At 44.7% G+C, this 6,161-nt stretch carries 5 protein-coding genes, 1 tRNA gene and 1 pseudogene; all 7 read left to right on the top strand.

Annotation, left to right across the window (positions count from 1 at the left end):
* Positions 1-75: 75 nt before the first annotated feature.
* Positions 76-1,155 (top strand): annotated as a pseudogene (locus INT33_RS20610) (sensor domain-containing diguanylate cyclase); the annotation flags it as partial.
* A 111-nt stretch (positions 1,156-1,266) separates the two neighbouring features.
* A complete protein-coding gene (locus tag INT33_RS20615; protein WP_192539923.1) occupies positions 1,267-2,214 on the top strand; it encodes an AEC family transporter in 948 nt (315 codons plus the stop codon).
* A gap of 68 nt (positions 2,215-2,282) precedes the next feature.
* A tRNA-Arg gene (locus INT33_RS20620) sits at positions 2,283-2,359 on the top strand.
* 338 nt (positions 2,360-2,697) lie between these two features.
* A complete protein-coding gene (locus tag INT33_RS20625) occupies positions 2,698-2,886 on the top strand; it encodes a helix-turn-helix transcriptional regulator (RefSeq protein WP_193092907.1) in 189 nt (62 codons plus the stop codon).
* Positions 2,887-3,011: 125 nt separating this feature from the next.
* The gene (mobI, locus tag INT33_RS20630; RefSeq protein WP_193092908.1) at positions 3,012-3,527 is read left to right on the top strand and encodes a conjugative transfer protein MobI(A/C); all 516 of its coding nucleotides are present in this window, start codon (positions 3,012-3,014) and stop codon (positions 3,525-3,527) included.
* 2,230 nt (positions 3,528-5,757) lie between these two features.
* Entirely contained in the window at positions 5,758-5,961 is a 204-nt protein-coding gene (locus INT33_RS20635) for a hypothetical protein (protein WP_193092909.1), read from the top strand.
* Positions 5,958-6,110, top strand: coding sequence for a hypothetical protein (locus INT33_RS20640; RefSeq protein ID WP_193092910.1), 153 nt, complete (start codon positions 5,958-5,960; stop codon positions 6,108-6,110). Before INT33_RS20635 ends, INT33_RS20640 begins: the two co-directional genes overlap by 4 nt.
* The last annotated feature ends 51 nt before the right edge of the window (positions 6,111-6,161 follow it).

The raw sequence follows: 6,161 nt of genomic DNA on the forward strand, positions 1-6,161 counted from the left end.
AATAGTGCCTAAATTTGCAATTTTTTATCAGCTCAAGTGAGCGTTGACGAATATCGGTAATTATTCAGACCTTCCTTAGCGCGTATATTGGCTCCGCTTCAACACTTGGAAACTCAAATTGGTGAAGTTGGCCTAGGCCGCCGTGAGCGCGTCAATCTGGCTACGGCAATGCAGGAGCTGCAGCAAGTCGCAACTACTTTTAATCGCGTCGAAGAAGAGCGACAAACGTTAGTTGATCATCTACAAGAGCGTCAGGCATTCCTCGACTCCGTATTGAGCGCCGTCCCACAAGGTATGTTTGTCGCTAATTTTGATGGTGCCATCACCTATATGAACCCGGCGCTATTGGAAATGCTGGGGATCAAGGCTGCTCGACCTGCCGAGGCTTGGCTAAAACAGATCCACCCTGACGATTTTGGTGGGGCAAGGGATATGTGGGAGCATAGCTTAAAAAATGGCAGTGATTTTGTTCGTCAGCTGCGGTTTATGCATGTTGATAATGAAACGCTGTGGCTGGATATTCATGCGCGAGTGGTCATGCTAACGCAAGGCGGTCACTCCCTGGGCTTAGTTGGCGTCGTTAAAGATATTACTGAGCGCCGCCAGCAAGAGGCACTACAGCGCTGGGAAGCCGAGCACGATCCGTTAACGGGGCTTTTAAACCGGCGTGGTTTTGAACGCCGTCTTGAAGAGGCGTTTGCTGATTTCCAAAAAACCAGTACGCCGTCAGCACTGCTCATGTTCGATTTAGATCACTTCAAACCGATTAACGACGAAGGCGGGCATGCGCTAGGCGATGAGATGCTGCGTCGGATTGCTCAAATCGTCGCCTGGGAAGTGCGCCGCAGTGATCATGTGGCGCGCCAAGGCGGAGACGAGTTTGGCGTATTGCTCCCTAGCTGCACCCTGGGGCAGGCACAAATAATTGCAGAGTCACTGCGTCAGGCGGTCAGCGAAGTTTCGGTTACTCATTTAGACAAAGAGTATCGGGTAACGCTCAGTATTGGGGTTACCAGTTTTGATGATAGCGATACCAGTATCGAAGATGCTCTTTCACGCTCCGATTCTGCCAGTTATGAAGCAAAAGGGAATGGACGTAATAGCGTGGTCATTCGAGAGTCAACTGAAATGGACCCTATGCAATTATTTAATTAGCCACGATAAAGTATTAAAAGCCTTAAACGTAAGCCAAACGGAGTGATTGCGGCGACAGCATATCGGTTACAATAGAATATTAAGGCGTGCTGAATTAGTAGAGACAATGCTGTGAACCTACTTGAATTATTTGCCCGAACCCTGGATATCACGTTGCCGGTGTTTGCCATGGTTTTTTTGGGTATTGGGCTAAAGCGTCTTGGCTGGATTGACCGGACGTTTGTATCGACGGCGTCTGCGCTGGTCTTTAAAGCCACCCTGCCCACGCTTATTTTTCTTAGTTTGGTCAAGGCGGATCTAAGCGTTGCGCTGGATATTCCGCTAATGCTGTTTTTTGCAGCTGCCACACTTGGCCAGTTTTTCATTAGCTGGTTATGGGCGTGTTTCCGTATTCCCTACGCCGAGCGGGGCATCTATATTCAAGGTGCCTTTCGCGGTAACTGTGGGGTAGTGGGGTTAGCCCTGGCGGCGGGCATGTATGGCAACTATGGGTTATCGGCGGGCAGCCTACTCGTTGGCCTGGTCATCGTGATGTATAACGCGCTATCTGTCTGGATACTGGCAACCTATCAGCCAGGCCAAGCCACCGATTGGCGAAGCATATTAAAAAATATTGCCATGAATCCGTTGATTATCTCGGTATTGGTGGCGCTGCCGTTTACCGCGTTTTCTATTTCACTGCCGCGTTGGGTGATGACCTCTGGCGACTACTTTGCTTCATTAACTCTGCCGCTAGCACTCATCTGTATTGGCGCCACGCTTTCAGTATCGAGCATTCGGGATAAAAGCGAGGTTGCGCTGGGTTCTAGCGTCATGAAGATGGTGGTTCTTCCCGTGATATCGACGGCTGCGGCGTGGGTTCTAGGCTTTAAAGGCGAGCAGTTAGGCTTATTGTTTCTGTTCTTCGCCAGCCCCACCGCCGCTGCCAGCTTTGTCATGGTAAAAGCCATGGGCGGCAATGCAGCGCTCGCCGCAAATATCATCGCGATCACCACAATGATGGCCAGCATCTCGATTACGCTGGGCATTTTTGCTCTGCGCCTGCTGGGCTGGGTATAAGAAGAGGCGGCCGCGGGTTGGAGTGTTATGTGTAACACGCTATACTACGCGCCCCTTCTGTAAGCAAAGTCCCTGTAGCTCAGTAGGATAGAGCAGCCGCCTCCTAAGCGGCAGGTCGCAGGTTCGATTCCTGCCAGGGACGCCAATTAAATCAATGGCTTATTGATATTTATTTTCCTGGTTTTTGGCAATTTTTATTTTCGCCCCCACAGGCGCCCCCACAGAAATCACTTGCTACAGTACCACATCAGCTATCTCTACCTCTCTATTGGCAAGAGCTATGCAGAGGTCTGCTGATCCAGCAAAGACAACGATATCCAAGTCTTAGGGAGTGATTGAGTTGTTGTGTAACAGATAGATTCTGTGAGAGAAAACTTTCGATTAGTACGGCCATTTTCATGGCCTTATTTCCCGCCTTGTTGCTTGACATTGTTTAATCTACTCGCGTGTTAACAATTCATTTTATGCGCGAAGGATTTTTCTATGAATACAGCTGAAGAAAATCGTTTTCTTTCTGATTTAGATGTCTGTAAACGTTACAAAATTTCACGCTCAACGCTGTGGCGTTGGATCAAAAATGGTCACATATCTGCTCCGCTACGAATCGGTCCACGTGCAGTGCGCTGGTCGTTATCAGAGCTAATTGTCTGGGAGCAAAGTAAGCAAAAATAATTTTCTTCGTTTTGTGTCTTGAACCACGAATTAAGTCATCAAAACGCTATTTTCCTGCAGCCCAGAGAAGGGCTGCAGCCGTTAATGATTTTTTAAAGTAAATTATTTAAAACTAGGAGATTGTTTTGAAGGATTTTAATAATACAACCCTTCTTAAACAGCTAGCTGAAGATCGCGAATCGCGTATTTTAGCGTTAATAGACCTTGATTTGTCAATTGCTGAAGGTTTCAAAGAACGTATTGAACAGATTAACTGTGATATACAAAAAGTTCATTTATTAGCAGTTTCGCTAGCGGATGTTTTTTGGGAGGAAGTGTATGAAAGACAAGAGAGAGGTGAGAAAAGCAGTCGAATCGGAATCCGCGTTCGTCTTCGTGGATACGCAACTGAAATATCTTATTATAAAAGCTCATTTACAGTAAAGAATGAAAAGTCAAACTTTAGGAAAGGGAGTTATATAAAGAAGAGCTCAAAATATAAGTATCTTGAACATGATATTGCACAACTTAATGCGTGGGAGAAAGAACTAATTAGAGAAATGGAAAAATCATTTGTGTATTGCCGAATGATGTCGAAATCTCTTGTCGATGCTAGACGTCAATTGCGTCGTGCTTATGCGCAGATTGTAAATTTTGTTTAGTTTTCAATAGAAATTTGTGCCCTTAGGTTGACCTTGCCTTAACTATATAGTGCACGTTAATTCGAGATATGACATGAGACAACATCTAGGCAGAATGCCCCGGTGTTGCTCTCATTTTCTGCAGTAAAGAGTTTATTTCCATTGATGCATTGAGTGGTTTTGGAGTAGTCATCGTTGCTTTTATTCACTGGCCCGGACGTTAGACTTTCAGCGCATAATTTATCACTTGAACCAATATTTAACATAATTTTGCGGTGAATTTGAGTTATCTCTGTCATTAAAGATAACACTTCTGTCATCAGCGAAAAAAATTATTACCACCTTATAACTTCTCCAAAGCCGAGCAATAAGTGAGAAGGCCCGCCATAATGTCTCCCGGGGGATGAGCCTCCCAGCAACCTGTAGTCGACACAACACCTCGCTGCATCCCGAACTTCATCACTGCCTGCTTAAATGCGCAGGCTAGGTCTGGATCTCCAGGCTAATGACCGAATCATACGCATAATGCGTCAATGGCTATGGCCACCAGCCTTCAGCCAGATATGTGCCCATTGCTAACTTAGTCTGGGTTTGCGATGCACGGTTAGATTAAATCATTTTTATAGAACGTTTGCAGGCGTCTGAAGCCTATTGATACGTCATTATTTGAAAATAGTAATAATTCGCATTGTAAAGTTTTCCCATATATATGGGAGGTTAGAAAATAAAAAATTAATTATTAATGACGATATAATGATTTTCCACATATGGGAATATGTTGCTAACACTTAAAACAGATTTATTTTGCAATACTCCGGTTTTTCCCATATATATGAGTAATTCCTGCGTTTCCGAAGAAATAAGTATCTTTGTAAGGTAACGCTTTTTCCGTCGTAAAATGCCCTAAAACTCGGGGGAAATTGAAAATATTTCCCAGATAGATAATACAGTGAGAAAGTGAAGCCGTACTTCCCAGTCACCTCTTCGATGATTTTTAATCGCTAACAGCACGTTTAGATAGACACTGGTGCGCTGGTGCGTTTTTCGTCTAGCGTAGCTGGGTGACCGATCTGTGCATTAAGCGAATAAATGTCGGCTTGCCAAGAATTTATTTACTTGAATTTTTAGTCAGAAGATTTAATCTGAGATAAATGGAGATAGGTGAGTTTCATTGGTAAGGTGTTTTTAAGGAGATTTATTGCGATATTATTTGGTTTAATGTGTGAGAAATTTTTTATCGTATTGTAAAAGTTAATTTTTAATTAAATTAATTTAAAATCCTAGGGTCTGGTTGTAGGAAATTTTTTTAGAAAAAGGGTTTGATAAGTTTAGTGTTAAATTTCCTCTTAGTCGGCTGTCGTCACAAGTAAGAGTTTCAGTATGTAGTGATTTCAATTGCTGTACTAATGCTGGGAAGGGAGAGGTGGTCTTTTGTGTGCTTCAGAAGAGCGTTTTAATTGCCTTCTAGGCGGCGTTGCTGGAGGTGGTAGTGGGTATGGTTAAAGAGTGGATTGGGGCCGGTATTGGAGGCTGGGTTTGCCTTTTGCTTTAAGTTAATAAAATGATGCCCTCGCTTTTAAGATATAGTTGATGATATAAGTCCATTTTTTAAGACGCCTGCAAGCTTCCTTTTTAGATTGTCGTGACGTCTCTTGGCGTTCTTTAATAATTCTTTGAAAACACCTGAGGGCGTCTTTATATAGAATTTAAGAGCTTCCGAGGCTGTTTCTATATTGCGCTTAGCAACGTCTGTAAGCGTGTTTTTATCTCACCACTTCACTCTCATAGCTGTGTTTTATTTCGTTCAAACGACACTTTGTGCGGTTCAGTTGCGTATGAGGGCTCATTTGGTTTTCTAGTCGCGTGGTTCATACCTCTTATAAGTGGTAAGAAACCAGCCGACGAACCAGATTGCGGGTGAGAGAGAAAGTGCCAGAGTAGGGTTGTGGTGTGAAGCGTCGAGCTATAAGTAGATCTGTAAGGGTTTACAGCATTTGATGGTCAAGGTAATCTAAAAACGTTAAAGCAATATCTTTAACCAGGTTTGGCGACCTGAAATTATCCAAGGCGCATAAGCGCCACTGACCATAGTAGGCGTTTTTGTGCTTGCTATGACTATGGTGGTCGTGCGTGGGAGACCTTCGGGTCTGCCGGTTTTTACTTGGATACCGGTTCGCCAACCTGCGTACGGCCGCCTCCCTCCTGTTTGGCGACAGCGGAGACGGCTCTGATTAATCCAAGGAGCTGTTTGATGCGTTTAAAAACCTTCCCCAATTTTAGCCTTGCTGGCCGCGCAGCGGCTCACCGTGCTATGGCACGTGCGGCACTCTTCTCCGATAGCAGTCTTCGTACTCGCTATCAGCGTTATCAGCATCATATGCAAAAAGCACATGATTTAGATGCCAAAGCTGTCCCCTCAGTACAGCCTATTGCTGTGCAGAAGGAGCGCTCATGAGTCGTCGTCAAATTCATCTAGTTGCTGCTGAGCCCCTCAACACGCTGTTAGGGCAGAAAGCCCTCGATAACACATCATTTACGGTCTGTGAGCTGCGCGATCAATTACTAGAGCAGCCTGTCCTAGCCTGGATTTCTCACGGGGTATAAAAGAAAGCGGCTGAAAGTGCTATGATTTCAAGAGCCTAACCAATCCATCAA

This window comes from Halomonas colorata, from assembly GCF_014897985.1.
In the GTDB taxonomy this organism is placed as follows: Bacteria; Pseudomonadota; Gammaproteobacteria; order Pseudomonadales; family Halomonadaceae; genus Vreelandella; species Vreelandella colorata.

Bases quoted from the DNA above. Each gene is read 5' to 3' on its own strand.
- INT33_RS20625 (WP_193092907.1), top strand. From the start codon at position 2,698: ATGAATACAGCTGAAGAAAATCGTTTTCTTTCTGATTTAGATGTCTGT.
- INT33_RS20635 (WP_193092909.1), top strand. From the start codon at position 5,758: ATGCGTTTAAAAACCTTCCCCAATTTTAGCCTTGCTGGCCGCGCAGCG.
- INT33_RS20640 (WP_193092910.1), top strand. From the start codon at position 5,958: ATGAGTCGTCGTCAAATTCATCTAGTTGCTGCTGAGCCCCTCAACACG.